The 558-nt window shown below is 30.8% G+C and carries 1 protein-coding gene; it reads right to left on the bottom strand.

From position 1 onward, the window contains the following. On the bottom strand, positions 1 to 248 hold a 248-nt coding region (locus R8O11_RS30315; protein ID WP_318195274.1), incomplete at its 3' end, for a hypothetical protein. Positions 249 to 558 lie beyond the last annotated feature (310 nt).

Here is a 558-nt window from a genome sequence, read left to right as displayed (position 1 = left end):
CGGTTACAACCATATAAACCAGGCACTCGGCATTCTTTCTCTTCCTTAATAGGTTGTCTTTTTAAACGAACTTGGGGAACATTGTTCTTTTCATCCAAATTAATAGAATTTGCTCTACGCAATGCTTCTTCATCGGAAATGTCGTTATAAACGACTTGAAATCTATTCGACTTAGTTTCACGTTCTTCTTTTGTAGATAGATAACTCATTTCACGATTACGTTTAGAATAAACTAGAACTTTAGACATATCGACAACCCTCTTGATATATATAGACAAATTCAATGGCCATTATATTTATCAAGTAATATTATCTTTGTAAAGGACCTTTAATCACTATTTTAAAAATCACATTAACATTTAATTATTAAATAAAAACCGTTTGATTTTTTAATTATTAAATTAGAGAAATAATAATTAGTTAAACTCCTACAAAAAAATGAAAAAGATCGGATTCTGGGCTATTAGTGCTGCTATTCCCCTCCTAAAAGAATCATATTCATCATCATAGATTCCGAGTTAGGATCCTAACCGAGAAAAACAAGCTAGGCATCACTAC

Source organism: Vibrio sp. 1288, from assembly GCF_033344475.1.
Note: the sequence above shows the minus strand (reverse complement) of the source record. Positions and strands in the feature narration are given on the sequence as shown.